Origin of the sequence: Streptomyces rhizoryzae, assembly GCF_023155275.1 — a bacterium.
GTDB classification, from domain to species: Bacteria; Actinomycetota; Actinomycetes; order Streptomycetales; family Streptomycetaceae; genus Streptomyces; species Streptomyces rhizoryzae.
The window spans coordinates 1-24,837 of record NZ_JALMUV010000057.1; the positions used below are offsets into that span (position 1 = coordinate 1).

Consider the following 24,837-nt stretch of genomic DNA (forward strand, 5'->3'; position numbering starts at 1 on the left):
CCGCCGAAGGCGGAAAGACAGACACCCCCACGGCGGGACAGCCGACCACGTACGGACCCCCCCGGCGCCAGCCGGAGCGGTACCGTCGGGACACACACCGACGTAGGGAGACGAGAACGTGGCAGGTATGCCGTGGGTGCGGGGTGCCGACGAGGGCGCCGACCCCTTCGGTACGGCCCGGTTGCGGCGCGGCGTGCTGGACGCCTGGGCCGCCTCGCCGGCCCGCTTCCGGGAGGACGCCAACGCGGAGGAGGACCTCGCGCTCGGTGGTTACCGTGACCGGCTGGCCGTGGAGCTGGCGCAGAACGCGGCGGACGCGGCGGCCCGGGCCGGTGTGCCGGGGCGGCTGCGGCTGACCCTGCACGCCGCCGACGGCGGTGCCCCGGCGGTGCTCGTCGCCTCCAACACCGGCGCGCCGCTGGACGCCACCGGCGTGGAGTCGCTCTCGACGCTGCGGGCCTCGGCGAAGCGGGAGAGCAGCGTGGGGGCCGGCGCGGTGGGCCGGTTCGGGGTCGGGTTCGCCGCGGTGCTGGCGGTCAGCGATGAACCGGCGCTGGTGGGCCGGACCGGCGGCGTCCGCTGGTCGCTGGCCGAGGCCCGGGAGCTGACCGAGGCGGTGGCCGCGCACAGCCCCGGCCTGGGCGGTGAACTCCGGCGCCGCGAGGGCCACGTACCGCTGCTGCGGCTGCCGCTGCCCGCGGAGGGCACCGCACCCGAGGGCTACGACACCGCGGTGGTGCTGCCGCTGCGCGACGGCGCCGCGCAGGACCTCGCCGAGCGGCTGCTGGCCGGGATCGACGCGGCGCTGCTGCTGACCCTGCCGGGGCTGGCCGAGGTCGTGGTGGAGACGCCGGACGGCACCCGGACCCTGGCGCGGCGTCAGGAGGGGGAGCTGACCGTCGTCGAGGACAGCGCCCGGGGGGTGACCCGGTGGCGGGTGGCCTCCGACGGCGGGCCGCTGGACGCGGCGCTGCTGGCGGACCGCCCGGTCGAGGAGAAGCTGCGGCCGTCCTGGTCGGTGACCTGGGCGGTGCCGGTGGACGAGGCGGGCGCGCCGGTGCGGCCGGGCACCTCGCCGGTGCTGCACGCGCCGACCCCGACCGATGAGCCGCTGGGCCTGCCGGCGCTGCTGATCGCCTCGTTCCCGCTGGAGCCGACCCGGCGCCACGTCGCGCCCGGGCCGCTCGCGGACTTCCTCACCGGCCGGGCGGCCGCCGCGTACGCGGACCTGCTGGGCCGGTGGCAGCCGGTGTCGGCCGGCACCCTGGACCTCGTACCGGGGCCGCTGGGCAAGGGCGCGCTCGACGGTGAACTGCGGCGGCAGATCCTCGCGTTGCTGCCGCGGGTGCGGTTCCTGCCGAGCGCGGCGGAGCCCGGCGGCGCGCCGGAGGCGGCCGGCGAGTGGGACGCCGAGGCCGCCGAGCGGTACGTCCTGCGGCCGGTGGACGCCGAGCTGGTCGAGGGCGCGGGCGCGGCGGCGGTCGCGGTGCTGGCCGAGCTGTTCCCGGGGCTGCTGCCGGCCGGGCTGGAGCGGCGGCCGGAGCTGCGCGCGCTGGGCGTGGCCCGGGTGCCGCTCACCGAGATGATCGACCGGCTGGCGGGCGTGGAGCGCTCCCCGGAGTGGTGGTGGCGGCTGTACGACGCGCTGGCCGGCACCGACCCGGACCGGCTCAGCGGCCTCCCGGTGCCGCTGGCGGGCACCGGGCGGACCGCCATCGGGCCGCGCCAGGTGCTGCTGCCGCTGCCCGGCGGCGGCCCGGACGCGGGCGCGGAGGCGGCCGGCCGGCACCGGACGCTGACCCGGCTCGGCCTGAAGGTCGCCCACCCGGACGCGGTGCACCCGCTGCTGGAGAAGCTGGGGGCCACCCCGGCGGCGCCCCGCGCCGTCCTGACCACCCCGCAGGTGCGGGCCGCGGTCGCCAACTCCCTGGACGCCGACGAGGACGCCTACGACGTCTTCGAGGACGAGCTGGCGCCCGGCGCCGGGGTGCCGCTGGGCGCCGAGGAGCTGGCCGAGACGGTGCTCGGGCTGGTCCGGGACGCCGGTCTGGCGCCCGGTGACGAGCCGTGGCTGGCCGCGCTGGCACTGCCCGACGAGGACGGCGAGCTGGCGCCGGCGGGTGAACTGGTCTTCCCCGGCAGCGACTTCGAGCAGGTGATCCGCGAGGGCGAACTCGCCGCCTGCGACGTGGAGCTGGCGGAGCGGTGGGGCGAGCAGCCGCTCACCGCGGTCGGGGTGCTGGCCACCTTCGCGCTGGTGCGGGCCGCCGATGTGGTGCTCGACCCGGACGAACTGGAGCCGCGCGAGGGCGACTTCCCCGAGCCGGACGACGCCGGGCTGCTGGACGCCGTCGACGTGTGGTGCGAGGACCTGCTCGATGCGCTGCCGAAGACCCCGGTGCCCCCGGTCGTCACCGAGCTGGTCGCGGTCCGCGACCTCGACCTGGTCGCCGACGCGGCCTGGCCGCGGGTGCTGGAGATGCTCTCCCGGCCGCCGCTGCGGGACGCCCTGACCGCGCCGGTGCGGGTGCTGCTGCCGGACGGCACCACCGAGTCGGTGCGCCCGTACACCGCCTGGTGGCTGCGCGGCCACCCGGTGCTGGACGGCCGCCGCCCCGCCGGGCTGCGCGCCGCGGGCGGCGACCCGCTGCTGGCCGGGCTGTACGAGGCGGCGGACGCGGGCCGGGTGGACGCGCAGGTGCTGCGCGCGCTCGGCGTCCGCACCTCGGTCGCCGCCCTGCTGGACGAGCCGGGCGGCGCGGCCGAGCTGCTGGGCCGGCTCGCCGACCCCGATCTGCCGGTGGGCGTCGCCCAGCTGCACGCCCTGTACGGGCTGCTGACCGACCTCGATCCCGACCGGGTGACGCTGCCGGACGAGCTGCGGGCGGTGGTCGGCGGCGAGATCCGGGTGGTGGACGCGGCGGACGCGGTGGTCGCGGACGCCCCGGACCTGATGCCGCTGGCCGGCGGCCGGGCGCTGCTGCCGGTGCGGCCGTCCCGGGCCGCGGAGCTGGCGGAGCTGTTCCAGGTGGAGCGGCTGAGCGAGGCGGTCACCGCCCGGGTGCGGTCCGCGGGCGAGGTGCACGACGTCCCGGAGGCGGTCCGCGCGCTGCTCGGCCCGGCCGCCCCCGGCAGCTACGTCGAGCACGAGGAGCTGCTGGTCGACGGCCCGGACGGGACCGCCGAACTGGACTGGCGGTGGGCGCCGGACGGCACCCTGCACGCGGCGACGCTGGAGGGGGTGGCGGCCGGGCTGGCCTGGGCGGCCGGGCAGTGGTCGCGGCGCTTCGAGGTGGCGGCGCTGCTGGAGGACCCGGAGCGGGGCGACGAGCTGGCGCGGGCGCGGTGGTTCGACTGACGCCGGCGTAGCGGTACGGCGCGGGGCGGCGGCCGGGCAGGGGTCCGGTGGCCGCCCCGCGGCCGTTCGCGGGGCCGTCGCGGGGCCGTCGCGGGGCCCGGTGGTGCGCGCGTTTCCGGAGAAGCCGGGCGGGTTGGGCAAACGGGGCGTCAAACACCGACCGCGCACAGGAAGTTGCCGGATCGCCGCGACCGGCTAGAGTGCCAGGGCGATCATCGCTCACTTGCTCGTCGCACCCCGACACCCTGTCGTGGACGGCGCCCGCCGCGGTTCGGCACCCCGAGGCCCCGGGCCCGTTCCGCCGTCCGCCCGCCAGCCGTCCGGCCGCCGCCGCCATCGCACCCGAGGACCTGTTTGATGCCACCACGGATACCCTCCCGCCGGGCGGCGCCCACGCCGCTGGGAGCCGCACTGCGCACCCTGGCGGCCGCCCTGGTGGTGACCGGCGGACTGGGTGTCTGGCTCGTCCTGCTCCTGCCCGGCACCGTCCGGCCCCTGGTCGCCTGGAGCGCCGGGGCGGCCGCGGTGCTGCTGAGCGCCGCGGTGGCCACCGCGGTGTTCCAGGAGCGGCTGGTCCGGCACCACCGGGGGCGGGTCGCCGCCCTCAAGGCCGAGGCCGCGGCGCTGGCGGACGAGACGCTGCCCGCGCTGGTCGGGCTGCTGCGGGACGGGGCGTCGGCGGACACCGCGCTCGGCCGCACCGGCCTGCCGCGGGCCGCGGCGCACCAGCGGATCCTGCGGACGGTGGCCGAGGAGGTCGGCCGCGGGGAGCGGATGCGGGCCGCGGCGATGTCCGCGTGCGCCAACGCCGCGGGCCGGGTGCAGGCGCTCGCCACCGGGATGCTCGCCGACCTGCGCGAGATGGAGGACCGGCACGGCGAGGAGGTGCTGGGCGACCTGCTGAAGCTGGACCACATGACGGCGCAGGCCGGCCGGCTGGCGGACAGCATCGCGGTGCTGACCGGTGCCCGCTCCGGACGCCGCTGGAACAAGCCGATCGCCATGGAGAGCATCCTGCGCGGGGCGATGGGCCGGATCAGCGCCTACCGCCGGATCCAGCTGCACCACCGCAGCGACGTCGCCATCGCCGGCCACGCGGCCGAGGGCATCATGCACGCGCTGGCCGAGATCATGGACAACGCCGCCTCGTTCTCCCCGCCGTCGTCGCCGGTGCACGTGTACGTGGAGGAGGCGCAGGCCGGTGTGGTGGTCAGCGTCGAGGACAGCGGGCTGGTGATGGGCGAGGCGGCGTTGCAGCGCGCCCAGGAGACGGTGTCCGCGGACACCCTGGACCTGATGTCGCTCTCCGGGACCCGGCTGGGGCTGGCGGTGGTCGGCTGCCTGGCCCGCAAGCACGGGCTGAACGTCTCCTTCCGGCCGTCGGCGCGCGGCGGCACCGGTGTGGTCGTGCTGATCCCGCAGCAGCTGGTGACCGAGGGGCGGCAGCCGGCCCGGCTGGACGCGGAGCCGCCGGTGGCCGGCCGGCCCGTACCGGCCGCCCGGCCCGCCGTTCCCGCGCCGCGGCGCGCCCCCGAGGCCGGCCCGGCCCCGGAGGCGCCCCGGGCCGGGGAGCCGGCGCCCCTGCCGCGGCGCGCGCCCCGGACCGGGACGTCCGGCACCGGCACCCCCGCGCCCGCCCCCGAGCCGGCCTCCGCCCCCGAGCCGGCCTCCGCCCCCGAGCCGGCCTCCGCCCCCGAGCCGGCTCCCGCCCCCGAGATCGGCGAGAGCGGTCTCCCCAAGCGCCGCCGCGGCCAGACCCTGGCCGGCTCCCCGATGGGGACCGGCCCGGCCGGCGGCGGCCGGACGCCCGCCCGCGACGCGGCCCCGCGGCCGGCCCGCTCCCGCGAGGAGGCCGCGGCCCGGTTCCGCGCCTTCCGCCAGGCCGTCCAGGGCCGGACCGGCCCGGACGACGCCGGCCGCCCCCGCAGCAGCGGCTCACCCGCAGCACCCCCCGCACCCTCTCCAGCACCTCCGGAGGACGAGACCCGATGAACACCACCGACCACAGCCTCGACTGGATGCTGGAGAACCTGCTCCAGAAGACCCCGGGGGCCCGGCACGCCCTGGTCCTCTCCCGGGACGGGCTCAAGCTCTGCCACTCCAAGGACCTGACCGTCGACCAGGCCGACCAGCTGGCCGCCATCGCCTCCGGCATCCAGAGCCTGTCGCACGGCGCCTCGGTGGAGTTCGGCGACGGCACCGGCGGCGTGCGGCAGGCGATGACGGAGTTCCACGGCGGGGTGCTGTTCATCGTCGAGGCGGGCAACGGCGCGCACCTGGCGCTGATCGCCGTCGAGGACGCCGACGTCGGCCTGATCGGCTTCAACATGAACGAGCTGGTGGAGCAGATCGGCGAGTACCTCCAGGCCGCCCCGCGCGGTGAGGGCGGGCAATCCGCATGAAGCGGCTCGGTCCTGACGACGCTCCGGACCGGCTCTACACGGTGACCGGCGGACGCAGCCGGTCCGCCGACGACCGGACGCTGGACCTGGTGACCCTCATCGTCAGCGAATGCGATCCGACGCCGGGCATGCAGTCCGAGCATGCCCGGATCCTGACCCTGTGCCGCCGCCCGACGGCCGTGGTGGAGATCTCGGCGGAGCTGCGGATGCCGGTCAGCGTGATCCGGATCCTGCTGTCCGACCTGCTCGACCGCGGCCAGGTCACCGCCCGGCACCCGCGCGTCCGCGAAACCGCCCAACTCCCCGATGCCGACCTGCTGAAGGAGGTGCTCGATGCACTCCACCGCCTCTGATCGCGCGGCTGCGGCCGTAGCGGCCGGCACCGACGCCGACCGCACCCCGCTGAGCGCCACCGCCGACAACGGCCTGAAGATCGTCATCGTCGGCGGCTTCGGCGTCGGCAAGACCACCATGGTCCGCTCGGTGAGCGAGATCCGGCCGCTGAACACCGAGGAGACGATGACCCGGGCCGGGGTCGGCGTCGACGACCCCACCGGCGTCGAGGGCAAGACGACCACCACCGTCGCCTTCGACTTCGGCCGGATCACCGTCAACGACAGCGCGGTGCTCTACCTCTTCGGCGCGCCCGGCCAGGAGCGCTTCTGGTTCCTGTGGGACCGGCTGTTCTCCGGCACCCTGGGCGCCGTGGTGCTCGTCGACACCCGCCGGCTGGACGACTCCTGGTACGCCATCGACCGGCTGGAGGCGCACGGGATGCCGTTCATCGTCGCGCACAACGACTTCGGCGGCGACCGGCACACCGCGGCGCAGATCCGGGAGGCGCTGGACCTGTCGCCCGAGGTGCCGCTGGTCTCCTGCGACGCCCGCGACCGGGAGTCCAGCAAGGCCGTGCTGATCGCCCTGGTCGACCACCTCTACGACCTGTCCACCCGGGACGCCGTACCCGTCCAGGAGACCGCGGAGATGGCACCGTGACCGAGCAGCAGTACCCCACCGCCGGCGGCTGCCCCCTGCGGGCCGGTGCGGCCGGTCCCGACGGCCCGGAGGCGGTGCCGTTCTACGGCGCCGGCCTCAGCGACGACCCGGCCCGGCTCTACCGCGAGATGCGCGCCCGGCACGGCACGGTCGCGCCGATCCTGCTGGACGGCGACATCCCCGGCTGGTTCGTCATGGGCTACCGGGAACTCCACCAGGTCACCAGCAACCCCGAGCTGTTCGCCCGGGACTCGCGGCGCTGGCACGCCTGGGACCGGATCCCCGAGGGGTGGCCGCTGCTGCCGTTCGTCGGCCACCAGCCGTCGGTGATGTTCGCCGAGGGCCCCGAGCACCGCCGCCGGGCCGGGGCGATCAGCGACGCGCTCACCGCGATCGACCAGTTCGAGCTGCGGCAGATCTGCGAGCGGCTGGCGGACGGGCTGATCGACGCGTTCGCGGGCTCCGGCGAGGCGGACCTGATGGCGCGCTACGCGGCCCGGCTCCCGCTGCTGGTCATCGCCGAGCTGTTCGGCTTCCCGCACACCGAGGTGCCCGAACTCGCCGCCGACATCGCCGCGTCGCTGAACGCGGACGAGGGCGCCATCGCCGCCCACCAGCGGGTCGCCGAGCGGATGCAGCGGCTGGTCAAGGCCAAGCGCGACCGGCCGGGCCCCGACGTGCCGTCCCGGCTGCTGGCCCACCCGGCCGGGCTGGCCGAGGAGGAGGTGGTCATCGACCTGCTGGTGGTGATGGCCGCCGCCCAGCAGCCGACCGCCAACTGGATCGGCAACACGCTGCGGCTGATGCTGACCGACGACCGCTTCGCGCTCAGCCTCTCCGGGGGCCGGCGCAGCGTCGGACAGGCCCTCAACGAGGTGCTCTGGCAGGACACCCCGACGCAGAACTTCATCGGCCGCTGGGCGGTGCGCGACACCCAGCTCGGCGGCCGCCGGATCCGCACCGGGGACCTGCTGATCCTGGGGCTGGCCGCCGCCAACACCGACCCGCAGGTGCGGCCGGACTTCACCGACGCGGGCTCGGACGGCAACCAGGCCCACATGTCCTTCAGCCACGGCGACCACGCCTGCCCCTACCCGGCCCCGGAGATCGCCGAGGTGATCGCCAAGGCCGCGGTGGAGGTGCTGCTGGACCGGCTGCCGGACGTGATGCTGGCGGTGCCCGGCGAGGACCTGGCCTGGCACCCGTCGGTGTGGATGCGCGGACTGGTCAGCCTGCCGGTCGAGTTCACGCCCACCTACACCCCCATCCCGGCGATGGGCGCCCGCGGCGGCCTGTCCGGCTGACCGCGCCCTCGCACGCAGCGGCGGCCCCCGGCGCAACTGCCCGGTCCCGGGCGGTGTTTCACGGCAGACACCGCCCGGTCCGATGGGAAGCACCGCCCGGCACCGCCCGCGCGTCAGCCGTCCGCTAGCCCGCCGCCGGGCCGAACCGCACCGGCAGCGCGTCCAGGCCCCGGGTGAACAGCCCCTGCTCGCGCGGCTGCGCCCCCGGCACCAGGGCCAGGTCCGGCAGCGCGTCCAGCAGCTGCGCCACCCCCACCTCGACCTCGGCCTTCGCCAGCAGCGCGCCGACGCAGAAGTGCCGGCCCAGGGCGAACGCCAGGTGGTCGGCGGCGGCCGAGAAGGCCGTGCCGGCGGAGAGGTCGGCCCGGTGGAGGTCGAACCGGTCCGGTGCGGCGTAGCGCCGCTCGTCCCGCCCGGCCGAGCCGATCAGGCAGGTGACCGTGGCGCCCTCGGGCACCACCCCGCCGCCGAGCGGGACGTCTGCGGCGGCCTGCCGCATGATCATGTGCACCGGCGGGGTGTACCGCAGGGTCTCGGCGAACGCCGGCCCGATCAGCGCGGGGTCGGCGCGCACCTCGGCCAGCTGCTCCGGGTGGCGCAGCAGGTTGTGCACCAGGCTGGAGATCGCCTTGTCGGTGGTCTCCCCGCCGGCGGTCAGCAGCAGGCTGCAAAATGCCTTGACGTCCTCGTCGGTCATCCGCGTGCCGTCGATCTCCGCGGCGCAGAGCACGGACAGCAGGTCGTCACCGGGGTGCGCGCGGCGCTCCCGGATGATCGGCAGCAGGTAGGCGGCGAATTCCTCGCGGGTGCGCAGCCCGGCGGCGGTGACCTCCGGGTCCTGGGCGAGGTTGCCGAGGAAGCCGATGATGGCGGTGTACCAGCGGTGGAAGCGGTCGTGGTCGGCCCGGTCCAGGCCCAGCATGTCGGCGATGACGTTGACCGGGAAGCGGGTGGCGTACTCGGCGACCAGGTCCGCGGTGCCCCGGTCGCGGAACGCCTCTATCAGCTCCCGGGAGTTGCGCTCGATCACCGGCCGGAACGACTCCTCCAGGGCGTTGCCGCGGAAGGCCGGGGCGACCAGGGCGCGGCGCACGGCGTGCTCCCGGCCGCTCATCTGGAGGATGGTGCGGCCGTGCACCGGCTCCAGCTGCCAGTCGTAGTTGTCGGTGGTGAACGCCGGGTCCTTGAAGGCCCGTTCGACGTCCTCGTACCGCGAGACGAGGTAGCTTCCGGTGGCCTCGTGGTACAGGAGCGGGAAGTCGTCGCGCAGCACGCGGTAGGCCGCATAGGGGTCCGCGGCGAATTCCGGGGACAGGATGTCCGGCGCTTCTCGGTTCACGGGCACGACTCTCCTTGGGTGGGGTAGGGGCGGCGACCGCGGCAGCGCGAGCCGTCCGCCCCCAAGATCACCGCTGGAGCGGGCCGTTATCAAGACCGCCGGTGCCCGTTCAGTGCCCGGGGAAGGCGCGGCGGTAGTCCCCGGGGGTGACGCCGAGGTGGCGCAGGAAGTGGTGGCGGAGGTTGTGGGCGGTGCCGAGGCCGCTGAGCGCGGCGGCCTTCTCGATCGGCAGGCCGGTGGACTCCAGCAGTGCCGGGGCGCGCGCCAGCCGCTGGTTGAGGAGCCACTGGAGCGGGGTGGTGCCGGTCGCGGCCCGGAGGCGCCGGTAGAGGGCGCGGGGGCTCAGCGCCGCGCGGCGGGCCAGGTCCTCGACGGTCAGCGGCCGGTCCAGGCGGGCCCGGGCCCAGTCCGGTACGGGCGCCAGCCCCGCGTCGTCGGTGGCGGGCACCGACAGGTCGATGAACTGCGCCTGTCCGCCGGGGCGGTGGGCGGGTACGACCATCCGGCGGGCGAGCTGGTTGGCGATCCGGGCGCCGAGGTCGCGGCGGACCAGGTGCAGGCACAGGTCGAGTCCGGCGGGGAGGGGCCACCCGACCACCGTCTGGAACCGCTCCCCGAAGAAGGCCGCGGCGCCGGCCGCGCGGGGCGCCGCGGTGGCCGGCGACGTGGCCGAGGCGGTCACCGCCGGCCACCTGTCCCTGGTCTGCGTCCTGGACGACCCGGCGGTGCACACCGTCCTCGACCCGGTCGCCGGGAAGCTCGCCGGCCGGGCCCTGGTCAACCTCACGTCCGGGACCCCCGAGCAGGCCCGCGCGAACGCGGAGTGGGCCGCCGGGCACGGCATCGACTACCTCGACGGCGCGGTCATGACCACCCCGCCGGGCGTCGGCAGCCGCGAGATGATGTTCCTCTACAGCGGCGCGCGCCCGGTCTTCGACGCCCACCGCGCCACCCTGGAGGCGCTGGGCGACCCGCTGCACCTGGGCACCGACCCCGGCCTGGCCGCCGTCCACGACGCCGCGCTGCTGGGCCCGATGTGGTCCGCGCTGACCGGCTGGCTCCCAGCGTCATCGAGGTGCTGCGCCGCCCCGCGGCCGCCTGACCCGGCGGGCCGCCCGGCCGACCCGGCTCAGGCCGGGAAGCGCCGCCCCACCCACCGCCAGGCGGCCTCCAGGAGCACGGCCGCGACCGCGGCGACGGCCACCGCCGTCCACGGCAGCACCGTCCCCACCAGCCGCAGGTCGAAGAAGCGCTGGAGCCCGGGCACCACCAGGACGACCAGGAAGGCCAGCGCCATCGCCAGCACCAGCGCGATCCGCCACCAGGTGTAGGGGCGGGCGATGATCGCCAGGACCCACAGGGCGGTCAGGAAGAGCGTCAGGGTGGCGGCGCTGGTCTGCGCGCCGAGGGCGTCCGGGCCGGTGTAGTACGCGCGGGCCAGCAGGTACGTGGCGAACGCCGCGACGCCGGTGATCAGCCCGGACGGGATCGCGTACCGCATCACCCGGCGGACGAAGTGCGGGCGGGCGCGCTCGGTGTTGGGTGCCAGCGCGAGGAAGAACGCCGGGACGCCGATGGTCAGCGTCGACAGCAGGGTCAGGTGGCGCGGCAGGAAGGGGTAGGGGATCCGGCAGCAGACGACCAGGATCGCCAGCAGCACCGAGTAGACGGTCTTGGTGAGGAAGAGGGTGGCGACCCGGGTGATGTTGCCGATCACCCGGCGGCCCTCGGCGACCACCGACGGCAGCGTCGCGAAGCTGTTGTTCAGCAGCACGATCTGGGCCACCGCCCGGGTCGCCTCCGACCCGGCGCCCATCGCCACGCCGATGTCGGCGTCCTTGAGCGCCAGCACGTCGTTGACCCCGTCGCCGGTCATCGCGACGTGGTGGCCGCGGGCCTGGAGCGCGCCGACCATCTCGCGCTTCTGCTGCGGGGTGACCCGCCCGAAGACCGCGCCGCGCTCGATGGCCCGGGCCATCGCGTCCGGGTCGCCGTGCGGCAGCTGCCGGGCGTCCACCGGGTCGTCCGCGCCGGGCAGGCCCAGCTTCCCGGCGACCGCGCCCACCGACACCGCGTTGTCGCCGGAGATCACCTTGGCCTGGACGCCCTGCTCCGCGAAGTAGCGCAGGGTGTCGGGGGCGTCCGGGCGCAGCCGCTGCTCCAGGACGACCAGGGCGGCGGGGCGGACCTCGCGGGCGGTGTCGGGGTGGTCCAGCGGCCGGACGGCCCGGGCCAGCAGCAGCACCCGCAGGCCCTGCGCGTTGAGCCGCCCGGTCTCGGCCAGTGCCGGGTCGCCGTCGGCGAGCAGGACGTCGGGGGCGCCGAGCAGCCAACCCGAGCGCCGGCCGTCGGGCTCCTCGAAGGCCGCGCCGCTGTACTTGCGGGCCGAGGAGAACGGCAGGGTCCCGGTGCAGCGCCAGCCGTCCGGTGCCGGGCAGGCGTCCGCGACGGCCTGGAGGGAGGCGTTGGGGCGCGGGTCGGACGCGCCGAAGGCGCCGAGCACCTCCCGGGTGCGGGCCGGGTCGCCCCCGTCCAGGGTCCGCACCTCGCCGAGGTCCATACCGCCCTCGGTGAGCGTCCCGGTCTTGTCCAGGCAGACCACGTCGACCCGGGCCAGCCCCTCGATCGCCGGCAGCTCCTGCACCAGGCACTGCCTGCGGCCCAGCCGGACGACGCCGATGGCGAAGGCGACCGAGGTCAGCAGCACCAGCCCCTCGGGGATCATCGGCACGATCCCGGCGACCATCCGGCGCACCGCGGCGTCGGCGGGCAGCCCGAGGGTCAGCAGGTGGCTGAAGATCAGGCCGAGCGCGGTCGGGACCGCCATCCAGGTCACGTACTTCAGGATCCGGCTGATGCCGCTGCGCAGTTCGGAGTGGACCAGGGTGAACCGGCTGGCCTCCTCGGCGAGGCGCGCCGCGTACGCCTCCCGGCCCACCTTGGTCGCGGTGAACGCGCCGGTGCCCGCGACGGCGAAGCTGCCGGACATCATCCGGTCGCCGGGCTTCTTGACGACCGGGTCGGCCTCGCCGGTCAGCAGCGACTCGTCGACCTCCAGGCCGTCGGACTCCAGCACCTCGCCGTCGACGATGACCTTGCCGCCCGGGCCCAGTTCGAGGACGTCGCCGAGGACCACCTGCCCGGTGGGGATCTCGGCGGCCCTCCCGTCGCGGCGCACCGTCGGCCGGGTCTCGCCGATCACCGCGAGGCTGTCCAGCGTCTTCTTGGCGCGCAGCTCCTGGATGATGCCGATGCCGGTGTTGGCCAGGATCACGAAGCCGAACAGGCCGTCCTGGAGCGGGCCGACGATCAGGATGATCACGAAGAGCACGCCGATGATGGCGTTGAAGCGGGTGAGGACGTTGGCGCGGACGATCTCCGCGACCGATCGGGAGGAGCGCGCCGGGACGTCGTTGACCTCCCCGCGGGCCACCCGCTGCGCGACCTCGGCGGCGCTGAGTCCGGGGTGCGCGGGCCGCCGGGCGCTCCCGGCGGCGGTCCGGCCGCCGGGCTCCGGTTCCTCGACTTCCGTCCGCGCCGGATCCGTCATGCCCTCGACGTTACGGGGCGAACGCCCGCTTCACCCGCCGGCGGCCGGCCGGGGCGTCAGGAGGGATCGGGGGCGGGTGTCCCGGTCGCCGCCGCGGCGGCCGCCCGCTTGATCGCGGCGTCCCGCTTGCGCACGTACCAGACGCCGACCAGCCCGAGGCCGCCGCCGGCCAGGCAGGTCCACAGCAGCCAGGTGTGGCCGTGGTCGGCGTACCAGCCGTAGAAGGGCAGCTGGGCGAGGAAGAGCACGAACCAGATGACGGTGCCGCCGGTGATCGTGCCGACGACGGGACCTTCGAGCGGCGGCGGGGCCTCGCGCAGTTCGGACTTCTTCCACATGGGGGTCAGCTTACGGGGCCCGGGGCGGCGCCGGCCGGGGCCCGGCAGGGGCCCGCCCAGGGTGCCCACCGCTGTCCCGTAGGGGTCTACGCGCGGAGATAGCGATCAACGAATTGTTTATTCATACTGAACCTTTCTGGAACTGACCGGTTCGGATCGTTGATTCCTCCAATCCGATCCCCCCATGCTGTTCCAGGTCATTGGTTGCTGTCCCGCCGCCTGTGCGTGTTCCCGGCCCCCGGGCCGCGCCTGCTCCGGCCCGTACGACTGAGGTCCCGCATGTCGCCCTCGACCCCTTCGCCGGTCGACACCGTGAAAAGCCCTGGCCCGCAGCCCCCCAGGAACGCCCTCGACCGCTTCTTCAAGATCTCCGAGCGGGGGTCCACGGTCGGCCGGGAGCTGCGCGGCGGTCTGGCCACGTTCTTCGCCATGGCGTACATCGTCGTGCTGAACCCGATCATCCTCGGGGCCGGTGTCGACAAGTACGGACACCATTTGGACAACGGTCAGCTGGTCACCGCGACCGCCCTGATGGCCGGACTGGGCACCGTCCTGATGGGCGTGATGGGCAACGTCCCGATCGCCATCGCCGCGGGCCTGGGCATCAACGCCGTGGTCTCGCTCCAGCTCGCGCCCAAGATGAGCTGGCCGGACGCGATGGGCATGGTGGTGCTCGCCGGCCTGGTGCTGATGATCCTGGTCGCCTCCGGACTCCGGCAGCGGGTGATGGACGCCATCCCGGGCGGGCTGCGGCGTGCCATCGCGATCGGCATCGGCCTGTTCATCTCGCTGGTCGGCCTGGTCGACGCGGGCTTCGTCAGCCGCAACCCGGACGCCGCGCACACCACCGTCCCGCTCAGCCTCGGCCAGGGCGGCCAGCTCAAGGGCTGGCCGGTGCTGGTCTTCGTGCTCGGCCTGGCGCTGATGTTCGTGCTGACCGTCCGCAAGACCAAGGGCGCGATCCTGATCGGCATGGTCACCATGGCCGTCGTCGCGATCATCATCAACGCGGTGGCCACCATCCCGGACGCCTCCTGGGGCCTGGCGGTGCCCAACGTCCCGCACAAGATCGTCGGCGCGCCCGACTTCGGGCTGATCGGGCACATCAGCCTCTTCGGCGGCTTCCGGGAAGTCGGCGTGCTCACCGGCTGCCTGTTCGTCTTCACCGTGCTGCTGTCCGGCTTCTTCGACGCGATGGGCACCATCATCGGCGTCGGCGAGGAGGCCGGGCTGCTGGACAACGAGACCGGCAACCTGCCGAACATGGGCCGGATCCTGATGGCCGACGGCATCGCGGTGGCCGGCGGCGGCTTCGGCTCGGCCTCGGCCAACACCTGCTTCGTGGAGTCCACCGCCGGTGTCGGCGAGGGGGCCCGCACCGGTCTGGCCAACCTCGTCACCGGCGGGCTGTTCCTGCTCGCGCTGATCTTCACGCCGCTGGCCACCGTCGTGCCCTCGCAGGCCGCCACGCCCGCGCTGCTGGTCGTCGGCTTCCTGATCATGGCGGCGAACGTCCGGGACATCGACTGGAGCGACTTCACCGTCGCCGTCCCGGCGTTCCTGACCATCGTCTCGATGCCGTTCACCTACAGCATCACCAACGGCATCGGCATGGGCGTGCTGGCCTTCATCCTGCTGCGGACGGTGACCGGGCGGTTCAAGGAGATCCCCTGGCTGCTGAACGCGGTCGGGATCTGCTTCCTGGTCTACTTCCTGCTCAACCCGATCGAGCAGCTCCTCGGCGTGAAGTAGCCGGGCGGGGAGTGGCCGGGCCCTCAGGAGGGGCTGCGGGCCGCGCCCCAGCCCCGCAGCCGCTCGGTCTTCTCGACCGAGGTCGACAACCGTTCATCGAAGTCCTCGCGGATGAGCGTCCGGACGACATAGTCCTGGACGCTCATTCCGCGTTTTGCGGCGTGCTGGCGGAGGCGCTCCAGCAGCTCCCGGTCGACGCGCAGGCTGAGCACACTCGATCCCATACGGACAACGGTCCCCGTCCGGAGCGGTCGGATGTGTCGTTTTCCGCGCCGTCCTCACTCGTACGGGTGACTCACGCGGTCCCCGGGAGGGCGGTGGACCGCCGCTTTACTTAGGAAGGCTAATGAGCTATGCTAACGACCATGCCGGAACTGTCCAACGGCGCCGACGCTGACGCCGTGAATTCCCTGCGGTCCGCCGTGATGCGCCTCTCGCGCCGCCTGAAGCACCAGCGGGTCGACGAGTCGCTGAGCCCCACCGAGATGTCGGTGCTCGGCACCCTCGCCCGGTGCGGCCGGGCCACCCCCGGTGAGCTCGCCCGCAAGGAGCACGTCCAGCCGCCGTCGATGACCCGCATCGTGGCGATGCTGGAGGCCAAGGGGCTGGTCCGGCTGGAGGCCCACCCCGAGGACCGCCGGCAGAAGGTCGTCACCCAGACCGAGCAGGCCGAGGCGATGCTGGAGGAGAGCCGCCGCAAGCGGAACACCTGGCTCGCCGAACTGGCCGCCGGGCTGGACGCCGAGGAATGGGCCAAGGTCCGGGCCGCCGCGCCCGTACTGGAGAAACTCGCACAGCTGTAGGACACCGGGCCGAGGAGGCGAACCCACGTTGAGTACGGGATCCGGAGCACACTCCGCCCCCGCACCGCAATCCGACCACACCCCCGACCGCGACCCCACCGGCCCGGCCACCGCCGGCGCCACCGCGGCCGGCCCGCCCACCGACCGGGCCGGCGCCCCGCGCACGGGCATGTTCAGCTCCCTCCGCATCCGCAACTACCGGCTCTTCGCCACCGGCCAGGTCGTCTCCAACACCGGCACGTGGATGCAGCGCATCGCCCAGGACTGGCTGGTGCTCAGCCTCACCGGATCCTCCGGCGCGGTCGGCATCACCACCGCCCTGCAATTCCTGCCGATGCTGCTCCTCGGCCTCTACGGCGGTGTCCTGACCGACCGCTTCGCCAAGCGCAGGCTGCTGCTGTGCACCCAGGGCGCGATGGGCCTGATCGGCGTCGCGCTGGCCGGGCTCACGCTCAGCGGCCACGTCCAGGTCTGGCACGTCTACGCCGGCGCCTTCCTGCTCGGCCTGGTCACCGTCGTCGACAACCCCGCCCGGCAGGCGTTCGTCTCCGAGATGGTCGGCCAACGGGACCTGCGCAACGCCGTCAGCCTGAACTCCGCCAACTTCCAGTCCGCCCGGCTCATCGGCCCGGCCGTCGCCGGTGTGCTGATCACCGCCTTCGGCAGCGGCTGGGCGTTCCTCTTCAACGGCCTGTCGTTCCTCGCCCCGATCACCGGCCTGCTGATGATGCGCACCGCCGAGCTGCACAGGGCGGACCGGGTGCCGCGCAGCAAGGGCCAGCTGCGGGAGGGCCTGGCCTACGTCCGCCGGCACCCCGACCTGATCTGGCCGATCGTGCTGGTCGGCTTCATCGGGACGTTCGGCTTCAACTTCCCGATCTGGCTGACCGCCTTCACCTACAAGGTCTTCCACGCCGGGGCCGGCACGTACGCGCTGTTCAACGGCCTGATGGCGGCCGGTTCGCTGATCGGCGCGCTGCTCGCCGCCCGCCGGGCGAGCTCCCGGCTGCGGATGCTGGTCGGCGCGGCGCTGGTCTTCGGCCTGCTGGAGTGCGTCGCCGCGCTGGCGCCCGGCTTCTGGGTCTTCGCGGCGCTGCTCGCCCCGATCGGCATGGTCGGCCTGACCATCAACGTCACCGCCAACTCCAGCGTCCAGATGGCCACCGATCCGGCGATGCGCGGCCGGGTGATGAGCCTGTTCATGATGGTCTTCATGGGCGGGACGCCGCTCGGCGCCCCGGTGGTCGGCTGGGTCACCGACGCCTACGGCCCCCGGATCGGCTTCCTGGCCGGCGGGGTGGTCTCCGCGGCGGCCGCCGCCCTGGTCGGCCTGGCCCTCGCGCGGGCCGGCGGGCTGCGCCTGAAGGTCGATCTGCGGCGCGGGCACCGGCACGTGGCGTTCGTCCCCCGGGCGGCCGCCGAGGCCCCGGAGAAGGAGCTGGCCGCCGCCTAGCCGCTCCGCGGGCGCCCGGCGGCGCTCCGGGGCGACACTGGCCCCATGAGACTCTTCGCCGCGGTGCTGCCCCCCGCCCACCCGCTCGGCCAACTCGCCGAGCGGATGGGGCGGTTGCGGGAGCTGCCGGACGCCGACCGGCTGCGCTGGACCGGGCCGGACGACTGGCACTTCACCCTCGCCTTCTACGGCGAGGTGCCCGAGGAGGCGCTGCCCGAGCTCCAGGAGCGGCTGGGCCGCGCCGCGCACCGCTGCGCCGCCTACGAGCTGCGGATCGCCGGCGGCGGCCGGTTCGGCGACCGGGTCGTCTGGGCCGGGGCGGACGGCGACCGGCCCGCCATGCGCCGCCTCGCGGACGCCGCCGAGGCGGCCGGCCGGCGGGCGGGCCTGCCGATGGGCGAGCACCGCCCGTACACCCCGCACCTCACCCTCGCCCGCAAGCGCACCGGCCGGCTGGACCTGGTGCCGTACGCCGCGGCGCTCGCCGGCTTCTCCGGCAGCGCCTGGACGGTCACGGAGCTCGCCCTGATGCGCAGCCACCCGCCCGCCCCCGGCGTCCCGGGCAGCCGGCCCCGGTACGAGCCGCTGGCGCGGTGGCGGCTGGAGGGCTGACCGGCCGGGCCGGTGCGGGGCCCGATTCCGGCCCGGTTAGGCTCGAAGGGTGGATCCCAAGACCCGTAACCGGATCATGTCCGGTCTGCTCGCCGTGCTCCTGATCGTCGTCGTCGTCGCCGCGGCCCTGCGCTGACGGCGTGGCCAGTGTCACGTACCCGCCGGTAGCGTTCTCGGAGATCATGGCCGGATGAGGATCATGTTCGTCGGGGACTCCATGACGATCGGCAGCTCCGGCGACTACACGTGGCGCTACCGCATGTGGCGCCACCTCGGCACCACCGGCTCCGGCCCGTTCCGCATCGTCGGACCGCGCCGCACCCTGCACGACCCGGCCGCCGGCGAGCCCGTCTCCACCGCCTACGCCGACCCGGCCTTCCCCGAGCGCGCGCGGGCGCACCTCGCCGGCTGGGGCGAGGGCTGGCTGCACATGGCGCCGCTGATCGAGGACGCGGTGCGCACGCACCGGGCCGACACCCTGCTGGTCTCGCTCGGCCTGATCGATCTCGGCTTCTACACCGACCCCGAGCAGACCGCGGAGAACGTGCGGGAGTTCGTGGCCCGGGCCCGGGCCGGCGCCCCGCACGTCCGGGCGGTGCTGATGCCCGTCATCGCCAACATCCGGGCCCTCGCCGACCCCGCCTTCGGCGCCCAGTGCGCGCACTTCAACGAACTGCTCGGCAAGGCCGTCGCCGACCTCTCCACCCCGGCCTCCCCGCTGCTCCTGGCCTCCGAACCGGCCGACTGGGACATCGACCGCGCCACCTACGACGGCACCCACCCCTCCGAACGCGGCGAACACCTCCTCGCCGCGGCCTTCGCCGACGCGCTGCACCAGGGCTGGGACGTCGGCGGCCGCTACGCCGCCTGACCCGGCCGGCCCGGCCCGCCCGGCCGCCCGGCGTGGCAGGCTGTGCGCCATGTCTGCCGCCGTGCCCCGACCCCCCGGTCCGCGACGTCCGCTCCCGCGTGCGGCGGGAGCGGCGGCCGCCGCGCTCGCGCTGCTGGCCGCGGCGGGCGCCCCGGCCGCGGCCGCGGAGCCCGGCGCGTTCACCCTCACCGACCCGCGGATCACCGAGTCCAGCGGCCTGGCCGCCAGCCGCGCCCACCCCGGCGTCTACTGGACCCACAACGACAGCGACGACGGCCCCTACGTCTACGCGGTCGACTCCGCGACCGGCCGCACCCTCGCCAGGATCACCCTGCGCGGCATCGGCGCGCCCCGCGACGTCGAGGCCCTCGCACTCGGCCCGGACGGCCGGATCTACGTCGGCGACATCGGCGACAACCTCGGCGGCAGCTGGGACCACGTGTGGATCTACCGCTTCCCCGAGCCCGCGACGCTGCGCGACGCGACCGTCACCGCCGAGCAGTTCACCGTCCGGTACGCGGACGGGCCGCGGGACGCCGAGGCGCTGATGGTGCATCCGAAGACCGGCCGGGTCTACCTCGCCAGCAAGAAGCAGGGCGGCGGGGCGGCGCTCTACGCGGGTCCGGCCCGCCTGACCACCACCGGGAGCAACACCTTCCGCAAGGTCGCCCCGGTCGATCTGTGGGTGACCGACGGCGCGTTCTCGCCCGACGGCACCCGGCTGGTGCTGCGCAGCTACTTCGGCGCCCGCCTCTACCGCTGGCGCGACGGCCGCCCGGAGGACCTCGGCGCGGTGCCGGTCCCGCTCCAGCGGCAGGGCGAGTCGGTGACCTTCACCGCCGACGGCCGGACCCTGATGTACGGCTCGGAGGGGCGCGGCAGCCAGGTCGAGCCGGTGGCGCTCAGCGGGGAGCAACTCCCCGACGCGGCCCGCCGGGACGACGGCGGGTCCGGTGACCGGGCGTCCGGCGGCGGCGCGGAGCGGCCGGGCGGCGGACCGGCGGGCGGCTTCGGCACGGGCGCGCTGGTGCTGGCCGGGGCGGTGGTCCTGGTGCTGGCCCTCCGGGGCCTGCTGCGCCGCAGGCGCGGCTAGCAGGTGGCCGCGAAGTCCCGTCTGCCGTCCGGCGCCCGGCATGCCCTCTCGCCGCACCGGACACCGCCCGGCGCCACGGGGGCGGAGCCGGTGGCGCCGGGCTAGCCCAGCGGCTCCTCCTCCTCGATCAGCCGCAGTTCGTAGTGGAGCGTCGGCTCCCGCCGCAGCCGGTGCAGGAGCGGCGAGACCAGCCCGTGGATCAGCGGGTACTTGCGGGTCAGCGACCGCTCGGCGCGCCGGTTCTCGCGGGTGGCCGGGTCCAGCAGCCGGGCCCGGGCCCGGACGGCGGGTCCGGTCGGCCGGCCGCGCCAGGTCGAGGCGCAGAACTCCACCTCGGGGACGTTGCGCATCCGCTTGACCTTCCAGGCGCTGCCGAAGGTGCGGATGTAGGCGTGGTCGCCGTCCACCGCGATGTTCACCGGGGTGCCGACACCGGTGCCGTCCTTCTTGTAGGTGGTCAGCAGGACCGTCCCCTGGCGTTCGTAGGGGGCGAGACCGGGGCTGGGCGGGATTCTCATGCCCTCCATAAAAGGCATATCCGGCCCTTTTCGTCACGTTGCGGCGCGGTGCGTCCCGTGGGGCGGCGGCTGGTGGTGCGTCCCTTCGGGTGGGTGTGCGGGCGCGGTGGCCGCGCGGTCCGCGACGACCGCCGCGAAACCGTCCAGCAGGGCCGCCAGCCCCAGGGTGAAGGCGGGGCTGCCGCCACCGTCCCCGGGCGCCCCGCCGAAGACGTCCTCGTCCAGCCCGGCCAGGGCCGGGTACCGGCCGCTGCGCACGGCCTGCCCGAGGGCCGGCTCCTGGGCCCGCCGGAAGTCGGCGTCGCTGACGCCGGTCCGCTGCTCGGCGCGAGCGGAGTTCAGGACGGTGCGGGCGGTGCCGGTGACGAACCCGTCGAGCGCGACCAGCAGTTGGATCTTCTCCCGGTCGGCCAGGCCGGTCCCGGCCAGCGCGCGGACCGCGTACTCCAGCCGGTCCAGGGCGTTCGGGCCGAGCAGCGGGCGGCCCTGGTCGACCCGGAGGAGCCAGGGGTGCTCCTGGTGCAGCCGCCAGGTGGCGTGGGCGAGGGCCTCCAGGGCGGGGCGCCAGCCGGTGTCCGGGCCCGGTTCGGGGAGGCCGTCGGCCGGGAGCGCGACCACCGCGTCGAGCATCAGGTCCAGGAGTTCGGCCTTGCCCGGGACGTAGCGGTAGAGCGACATGGTGCCGACGCCCAGGTCGGCGGCGACCCGGCGCATGGAGAGCGCGCCGAGCCCCTCGGCGTCGGCGACCGCCACCGCGGCGGCGACGATCCGGCCGAGGGTGAGCCCGGGCCGCGGGCCCCGGCCGGGGCGGTCGCCGGTGCCCCACAGCAGCTCCAGGCTGCGCGAGAGGTCACCGCTGCCGCTGTGTTCCGTGCTGGTCCCTGAACGCGTCATGGTGCGGCCATCCTATGCCGCCGGAGAAAAACTGGGTACGTTGTACGCGCAAGCGAGTGCGGTGTACCCAGTTCGACGCCCGGGGGTGCAGCCCGCCCTGGTGCCGGTGGTGCGGACGGGGTCGGCGGGCGGGCGCGGCGGCAGCTGGGGCGAACCGCACGCACGGGCGAGGGCGCTGGTACGGCCCGTGGTGCCCACCGCGGTCCTCCTGCCGTTGGCGGTCCGCCGCGTCCAGTGCCGCGGCCGCTGACCGCACGCCGGTGCGCCCGCCCGCACCGGGGCGCACCGGGTGCCGAACGGCGTTGTCAGTGGCGGGAGTTACGGTGCAGGCATGACGGATACCGAAGTCTGCGGATGCGACCACGACCCCCAGGAGGAGGTGGCGCTCTGGCGCGGGGCGGACATCACGCTGTCCCTGCTCTTCCCGCCCTTCCCCGACCCGGTGGGCGCGGTCCGCCCGGCCCTGCCGCCGCACGATCCGGTGCGCGCCCGGGCGTTCGCCGAGCAGCTGGGCACCGTCGCGGAGGTGCTGGAGGTGCTTCCGGCGCGGCCCCTGGGGGACCTGCCGCAGCCCGAGGTGCGCGCCGACCTCGACCACGTGGCGGTGGGCTGCTGGGGCGGCCTCGTCCAGATCACCGATCCGGCGCTCGGCTGCGACCTGGTCTCCGACGCGATGTCGGACGAGATAGCCGCGCAGCGCGCCCGGCACCCGCAGGCCCGCATCGTCGGTTCCGTCGAGGTCGACCACGGCAACGCCTACCTGGAGGACGAGGTGGTCCTGCCCACCGGCGAGCACCTGTTCGCCGGCGGGTGGGACTGCGACGGCGACGAGGGCTGGGAGTACCGCGGCGACCCGGACGCGATCCTGCGCGCGATAGGCGCCGACCCGGAGACGGCGGCCGAGGCGGGATTCGAGCCGGACGGCGAGCCGTATCAGCGGGACTACGGCGCGCTCGGGGCGGTCGTCCTCGGGCTGCACCGCCCCGTCGCCGGTGGCGAGGAACGGCAGGTCTCGGTGTTCCGGGTCCGCCGCAGCCGGCGCGGCTGCGGCAATCTCCGCGAGGTGTGGTTCCGCCGGTAGCCGCTCCGGCGGAACGGCTACCGGCGGCGCGGCATCCGGTGGTGCGGACCGGTGACGCGGACGGGCCCCGGCGGTGAGTACCCGCCGGGGCCCGTCCGCGTCGGTGCGGTGCGCGCCGCGGGCGCGCCGGCCGCTACAGCTTGCCGACGACGTAGTCGATGCAGGCCGTCAGCGCCTCGACGTCCGCCGGGTCGATGGCCGGGAACATCGCGATCCGCAGCTGGTTGCGGCCCAGCTTGCGGTACGGCTCGGTGTCCACGATGCCGTTGGCGCGCAGCGTCTTGGCGACCGCGGCCGCGTCGACGTCGTCGCTGAAGTCGATCGTGCCGATGACCTGCGAGCGCTTGGCCGGGTCGGTGACGAACGGGGTGGCGTACTTGGACTCCTCGGCCCAGCCGTAGAGGGCGCGCGAGGAGGCGCCGGTGCGGCCGACCGCCCAGTCCAGGCCGCCCTGGCCGTTGATCCACTCCAGCTGCTCGTTGAGCAGGAAGAGGGTGGCGAGGGAGGGGGTGTTGTACGTCTGGTTCTTGAGGGAGTTGTCGATCGCCGTGGGCAGCGAGAAGAACTCCGGGACGTGGCGGCCGGACGCGTGGATCGCGCGGGCCCGCTCCAGGGCGGCCGGGGAGAAGACGCCGAGCCACAGACCGCCGTCGGAGGCGAAGGACTTCTGCGGCGCGAAGTAGTAGACGTCGGTCTGGGCGATGTCCACCGGCAGGCCGCCGGCGCCCGAGGTGGCGTCGACCAGCACCAGCGCGCCCTCGTCGGCGCCGGCCACCCGCTGGATCGGGGCGGCGACACCGGTGGAGGTCTCGTTGTGGGTGAAGGCGTAGACGTCCACGCCCGCCTCGGCGGCCGGCTCCGGGTGGGTACCCGGCTCGGCGGAGATGACGGTGGGCTCGGCCAGCCACGGGGCCAGCTTGGCGGCCTTGGCGAACTTCGAGGAGAACTCGCCGAAGGAGAGGTGCTGCGACTTGTGCTCGATCAGACCGTGCGTCGCGACGTCCCAGAAGGCGGTGGAACCGCCGTTGCCGAGGACGACCTCGTAGCCCTCGGGGAGCTGGAAGAGGTCGCGCACGCCCTGCCGCACCCTGCCGACCAGGTTCTTGACCGGTGCCTGGCGGTGGGAGGTGCCGAGCAGCGAGGTACCGGTGGCGGCCAGCGCGTCGAGCGCCTCCGTACGCACCTTGGAGGGGCCCGCGCCGAAGCGTCCGTCGGCGGGCTTGAGGTCAGCGGGGATCTCGATATCAGCCACGAGGGGAAGCCTAAAGGGTCGGGCGGGGGCCGGGCGGGGCGTCCAGCCGGTGAGATGGGTGGCGGTCGGAGTGTGGACGGTCACGGCACGTCACGGCGGTCCCGGGCCGGTCGCGGGCGCGGCCCGGGCCGGTCGCGGGGCGGCTGCGCAGGGCCCCCGGGCCCCTCCCGGACCCGGGTCCGGGCCGCCGTACGGGCGCCCCTACGGGCCGTCGGCGGCGTACAGGGCGGTGAGCGCGGCGGCGGAATCGGCCAGCACCCGGCGGGCCTCCGGCGGGTCCAGCACCTCCAGGGTGTCGCCGAACTGGAGCAGCTGGCGCACCGCGGAGAGCACCGGGTACCCGATCTCCAGCACGACCCAGCCGCCGTCCGGGCCGTCCCCGCCGTCCCCGCCGTCCGGGCCGGTCTCCGGCCGGGGCGGGGCGAGCAGGGCCGCGCCCAGGATCCGCACCGCCAGATCCAGCCGCTCCCGGCGGATCCGCGCGGTGACCCGTACCGGCGCCGGCCGCTCCTCCACCTGCCGCCGCAGCTCCGCCCACACCTCCGGCAGCTCCGCACCGGGCCGCCGCCGCACGGGCGCGTCGGTGAGCGCCGCCGAGGCCACCCGGTCGGCCCGGAACAGCCGCGGCCTGCCGCGCCGGTCGGCGACGAGGTACCAGACGCCGGCCTTGGCGACCAGCCCGTAGGGGTCGACGGTGTACGTGCGCAGCTCGGTGCTGCCGCTGTGCCGGTAGCGGATCCGCAGCCGCCGGTCGGTGAAGACGGCGGTGTGCAGCGCGCCGAGGTCCACCGCCGGGCGGGGGCCGCCGAGCCAGCGGTCGGGGTCCACCAGGATGCGGCGGCCGGTCAGTTCGGCGGCCGGGCGGTGCGGGGCGGGCAGCGCCGCCATCACCTTGCGCAGCGCCGACCCCAGCGCGCCGTCCAGACCGAGCGCCTGGTGGGCGCCCTGCGCGGCCAGGACGAACAGCGCCCGGGCCTCGTCGGTGGTCAGCCCGGTGACGTCGGTGCGGAAGCCGGGCAGCAGCGCGATCCCGCCGTGCCGCCCGCGCTCGGCGTAGACCGGGACCCCGGCCGCCGACAGCGCCTCGACGTCGCGGTAGACGGTGCGGGTGGAGACCTCCAGGCGGGCGGCCAGTTCGCTGGCCGGGACCCGGCCGCGGGTCTGGAGGAGCAGCAGGATCGAGAGCAGACGGTCGGCCTTCACCCCACGGTTTATACCGGG

At 75.2% G+C, this 24,837-nt stretch carries 21 protein-coding genes and 2 pseudogenes; 14 read left to right on the top strand and 9 right to left on the bottom strand.

Going from position 1 to position 24,837, the window contains the following annotated elements; genetic code table 11:
• Window positions 1-127: 127 nt before the first annotated feature.
• The 6 genes from MUU72_RS31285 (at window position 128) to MUU72_RS31310 (ending at window position 8,060) form a co-directional block, all read left to right on the top strand.
• Entirely contained in the window at window positions 128-3,358 is a 3,231-nt protein-coding gene (locus MUU72_RS31285; RefSeq protein ID WP_248016840.1) for a sacsin N-terminal ATP-binding-like domain-containing protein, read from the top strand.
• Between the two features lie 357 nt (window positions 3,359-3,715).
• The gene (locus MUU72_RS31290) at window positions 3,716-5,350 is read left to right on the top strand and encodes a sensor histidine kinase (RefSeq protein ID WP_248016812.1); all 1,635 of its coding nucleotides are present in this window, start codon (window positions 3,716-3,718) and stop codon (window positions 5,348-5,350) included.
• On the top strand, window positions 5,347-5,760 hold the full coding sequence (locus tag MUU72_RS31295; RefSeq protein ID WP_248016813.1) for a roadblock/LC7 domain-containing protein: 414 nt from the start codon (window positions 5,347-5,349) through the stop codon (window positions 5,758-5,760). Before MUU72_RS31290 ends, MUU72_RS31295 begins: the two co-directional genes overlap by 4 nt.
• The gene (locus MUU72_RS31300) at window positions 5,757-6,113 is read left to right on the top strand and encodes a DUF742 domain-containing protein (protein WP_248016814.1); all 357 of its coding nucleotides are present in this window, start codon (window positions 5,757-5,759) and stop codon (window positions 6,111-6,113) included. Before MUU72_RS31295 ends, MUU72_RS31300 begins: the two co-directional genes overlap by 4 nt.
• Window positions 6,094-6,756, top strand: a complete 663-nt coding sequence (locus tag MUU72_RS31305; protein WP_248016815.1) for a GTP-binding protein — start codon at window positions 6,094-6,096, stop codon at window positions 6,754-6,756. Before MUU72_RS31300 ends, MUU72_RS31305 begins: the two co-directional genes overlap by 20 nt.
• On the top strand, window positions 6,753-8,060 hold the full coding sequence (locus tag MUU72_RS31310) for a cytochrome P450 (protein WP_372503277.1): 1,308 nt from the start codon (window positions 6,753-6,755) through the stop codon (window positions 8,058-8,060). Before MUU72_RS31305 ends, MUU72_RS31310 begins: the two co-directional genes overlap by 4 nt.
• Window positions 8,061-8,184: 124 nt before the next feature.
• Here MUU72_RS31310 and MUU72_RS31315 read toward each other — a convergent pair whose 3' ends face one another.
• Entirely contained in the window at window positions 8,185-9,399 is a 1,215-nt protein-coding gene (locus tag MUU72_RS31315; RefSeq protein ID WP_372503278.1) for a cytochrome P450, read from the bottom strand.
• 109 nt (window positions 9,400-9,508) lie between these two features.
• Window positions 9,509-9,982, bottom strand: a pseudogene (locus MUU72_RS31320) (helix-turn-helix domain-containing protein); the annotation flags it as partial.
• On the opposite strand from MUU72_RS31320, the pseudogene MUU72_RS31325 reads away from it, so the two are divergent.
• Window positions 9,981-10,460: pseudogene (locus MUU72_RS31325) on the top strand (NAD(P)-binding domain-containing protein); the annotation flags it as partial. The pseudogenes MUU72_RS31320 and MUU72_RS31325 overlap by 2 nt on opposite strands.
• Before the next feature lie 68 nt (window positions 10,461-10,528).
• Here the strand turns inward: MUU72_RS31325 and MUU72_RS31330 are convergent.
• Window positions 10,529-12,949, bottom strand: a complete 2,421-nt coding sequence (locus tag MUU72_RS31330; RefSeq protein ID WP_248016817.1) for a cation-translocating P-type ATPase — start codon at window positions 12,947-12,949, stop codon at window positions 10,529-10,531.
• A 56-nt stretch (window positions 12,950-13,005) separates the two neighbouring features.
• A complete protein-coding gene (locus MUU72_RS31335; protein ID WP_248016818.1) occupies window positions 13,006-13,287 on the bottom strand; it encodes a DUF2530 domain-containing protein in 282 nt (93 codons plus the stop codon).
• Window positions 13,288-13,566: 279 nt separating this feature from the next.
• Between MUU72_RS31335 and MUU72_RS31340 the strand changes: the two genes are divergently transcribed.
• A complete protein-coding gene (locus MUU72_RS31340) occupies window positions 13,567-15,039 on the top strand; it encodes an NCS2 family permease (protein WP_248016819.1) in 1,473 nt (490 codons plus the stop codon).
• 23 nt (window positions 15,040-15,062) lie between these two features.
• On the opposite strand, the gene MUU72_RS31345 is transcribed toward MUU72_RS31340, so the two are convergent.
• A complete protein-coding gene (locus tag MUU72_RS31345; protein ID WP_248016820.1) occupies window positions 15,063-15,263 on the bottom strand; it encodes a ribbon-helix-helix protein, CopG family in 201 nt (66 codons plus the stop codon).
• A gap of 141 nt (window positions 15,264-15,404) precedes the next feature.
• Between MUU72_RS31345 and MUU72_RS31350 the strand changes: the two genes are divergently transcribed.
• The 5 genes from MUU72_RS31350 to MUU72_RS31370 all read left to right on the top strand — a co-directional run bounded on the left by MUU72_RS31350 (window position 15,405) and on the right by MUU72_RS31370 (window position 19,871).
• Window positions 15,405-15,842 carry a MarR family winged helix-turn-helix transcriptional regulator gene (locus MUU72_RS31350; RefSeq protein WP_248016821.1) on the top strand — a complete coding sequence of 146 codons (438 nt, stop codon included), beginning with the start codon at window positions 15,405-15,407 and terminating at the stop codon, window positions 15,840-15,842.
• 28 nt (window positions 15,843-15,870) lie between these two features.
• Window positions 15,871-17,295 carry an MFS transporter gene (locus MUU72_RS31355; protein WP_248016822.1) on the top strand — a complete coding sequence of 475 codons (1,425 nt, stop codon included), beginning with the start codon at window positions 15,871-15,873 and terminating at the stop codon, window positions 17,293-17,295.
• Between the two features lie 45 nt (window positions 17,296-17,340).
• A complete protein-coding gene (gene thpR / locus MUU72_RS31360; RefSeq protein ID WP_248016823.1) occupies window positions 17,341-17,907 on the top strand; it encodes an RNA 2',3'-cyclic phosphodiesterase in 567 nt (188 codons plus the stop codon).
• Between the two features lie 199 nt (window positions 17,908-18,106).
• Window positions 18,107-18,778, top strand: coding sequence for a GDSL-type esterase/lipase family protein (locus MUU72_RS31365; RefSeq protein ID WP_248016842.1), 672 nt, complete (start codon window positions 18,107-18,109; stop codon window positions 18,776-18,778).
• Window positions 18,779-18,827: 49 nt separating this feature from the next.
• Complete coding sequence (locus MUU72_RS31370) at window positions 18,828-19,871, top strand: esterase-like activity of phytase family protein (protein WP_248016824.1); 1,044 nt, start codon at window positions 18,828-18,830, stop codon at window positions 19,869-19,871.
• Between the two features lie 101 nt (window positions 19,872-19,972).
• Here MUU72_RS31370 and MUU72_RS31375 read toward each other — a convergent pair whose 3' ends face one another.
• Both MUU72_RS31375 and MUU72_RS31380 read right to left on the bottom strand, forming a co-directional pair.
• The gene (locus MUU72_RS31375; RefSeq protein ID WP_248016825.1) at window positions 19,973-20,389 is read right to left on the bottom strand and encodes a PPOX class F420-dependent oxidoreductase; all 417 of its coding nucleotides are present in this window, start codon (window positions 20,387-20,389) and stop codon (window positions 19,973-19,975) included.
• Between the two features lie 33 nt (window positions 20,390-20,422).
• A complete protein-coding gene (locus tag MUU72_RS31380; RefSeq protein ID WP_248016826.1) occupies window positions 20,423-21,283 on the bottom strand; it encodes a TetR/AcrR family transcriptional regulator C-terminal domain-containing protein in 861 nt (286 codons plus the stop codon).
• A gap of 331 nt (window positions 21,284-21,614) precedes the next feature.
• Here MUU72_RS31380 and MUU72_RS31385 point away from each other — a divergent pair, with 331 nt between their 5' ends.
• Window positions 21,615-22,364 (top strand): DUF6333 family protein, encoded by a 750-nt coding sequence (locus tag MUU72_RS31385; protein WP_248016827.1) that lies wholly within the window; start codon window positions 21,615-21,617, stop codon window positions 22,362-22,364.
• Window positions 22,365-22,497: 133 nt separating this feature from the next.
• Here MUU72_RS31385 and serC read toward each other — a convergent pair whose 3' ends face one another.
• Both serC and MUU72_RS31395 read right to left on the bottom strand, forming a co-directional pair.
• Complete coding sequence (gene serC / locus MUU72_RS31390) at window positions 22,498-23,616, bottom strand: phosphoserine transaminase (RefSeq protein WP_248016828.1); 1,119 nt, start codon at window positions 23,614-23,616, stop codon at window positions 22,498-22,500.
• A gap of 201 nt (window positions 23,617-23,817) precedes the next feature.
• Window positions 23,818-24,819, bottom strand: a complete 1,002-nt coding sequence (locus MUU72_RS31395) for a helix-turn-helix transcriptional regulator (RefSeq protein WP_248016829.1) — start codon at window positions 24,817-24,819, stop codon at window positions 23,818-23,820.
• Window positions 24,820-24,837 lie beyond the last annotated feature (18 nt).